A 662-nucleotide genomic window follows, 5' to 3' on the forward strand; every position below is an offset into this window, starting at 1 on the left:
GGCCAGCGCCGCCGCCAGGTCCCGCCCGTCGCTGGTGGTGCCGGCGTCGGCCAGGCGCACCGCCCAGGCCAGATCCTCCGGCACGGCGGCCCCCAGGGTGAGGGTGCTGATCCCCTCGGCCAGCAGGAACCGGTAGGCCAGCTCCAGCGGCGCGAAGGGGGCGCAGTCGCCCAGCAGCTCGGGCGGAGGGTCATGGAGACGGCCGCCCTTGTCGGCCGGGGAGATCGCCATGACCCCGATGCCCGCCGCCAGGGCGGCCCGGGCCAGGGGCAGCCGCTCCTGGTCGAACAGGTGCACATGCAGGCTGCAGAAGCCGAAGCGGCCGCTCGACAGGGCCGCCTCGATCAGGGCGGTGGCGCCGTGGCTGCTGAAGCCCACCTGCCCCACCAGCCCCTCTCCGGTGGCCCAGGCCAGCAGCTCGGCCCCCGGCCCCGAGAGGGCCCAGGCCAGATGCTCCGGCCGGTTGAGGCCGTGCACCGCCAGGTTGTCGAGCCGCTCCACCCCCAGCCGCCGCAGGCAGGCCCGCAGCTGGGCCCGGCCCTCGTCCAGCTCCGGCCCCGGCAGCAGCTTGCTGGTCAGCACCAGGGACGCACGGGCTGCGGGGTCCCGCTCCCCCAGCCGACCCAGGGCCCGGCCCAGGAAGGCCTCGGCCGGGCCATAGG

General features: G+C 76.9%; 1 protein-coding gene. It reads right to left on the reverse strand.

Annotated features, from left to right (window positions below):
* Window positions 1-662 (reverse strand): aldo/keto reductase (locus tag VB737_RS07465; RefSeq protein ID WP_500312275.1); only part of this gene is annotated, 662 nt, incomplete at both ends.

This window comes from Synechococcus sp. BA-120 BA3, assembly GCF_034931285.1.
Lineage (GTDB): Bacteria > Cyanobacteriota > Cyanobacteriia > PCC-6307 > Cyanobiaceae > Cyanobium.